This window comes from Pontibacter toksunensis, assembly GCF_042686245.1.
Lineage (GTDB): Bacteria > Bacteroidota > Bacteroidia > Cytophagales > Hymenobacteraceae > Pontibacter > Pontibacter toksunensis.
The window spans coordinates 1-614 of sequence record NZ_JBHUOX010000113.1; the positions used below are offsets into that span (position 1 = coordinate 1).

At 53.3% G+C, this 614-nt stretch carries 1 pseudogene; it reads left to right on the top strand.

Annotated elements, in window-relative coordinates:
• A pseudogene (locus tag ACFS7Z_RS27525) lies at positions 1–601 on the top strand (IS1 family transposase); the annotation flags it as partial.
• Positions 602–614: the final 13 nt, after the last annotated feature.

Below are 614 nucleotides of genomic sequence, written 5' to 3' on the forward strand. Positions count from 1 at the left end.
GTGCCTGCGGCAAGCAGTTCCAGTTTGAGTATGCCAGGGCCGGCTGCAGGCCTGCGGTTAAACAGCTGGTGCTGGGCATGCTGGTCAGAAACTCCGGCATCCGCGACATCGAAATGGTAACGGGCGTGCACCGGCAGACGGTGCTCAGGTGGCTAAACCAGAAGGCCGAGAGTTTGCAGGTCGAGCCGCGCCTGAAGGCTTACAAGTCAGTGCAGCTAGATGAGGTGGGACCTTTGTGGGCCAGCGCAAGAAGCGCAAGCGGTGGCTGTTCTACGCCTATGCGCCGGAGACAGACGAGATACTTGCCTGGAGTTGGGGAAACCGCAGCCAGCACACGGTAAGAAAGCTTTATAGGCAGCTTCAAACGCTCAGCATAGACCTGTTCTGCACCGATGAATGGCCGGCCTTCAACAAAGTGCTGCCAGAAGAGAAGCATCTGATAGGCAAAGCCTACACCAGAAACGTTGAGGGGGTGAACCTCTGCCTGAGGACCAGGAACAGAAGAATAGTGAGGAAAACAGCCTGCTTCTCCAAAAAAGAGCAGAATCACTACAATGCTATGAAGCTAATATTTTACTATAGAAACCATCATACATTATAGACCACAACCAAAT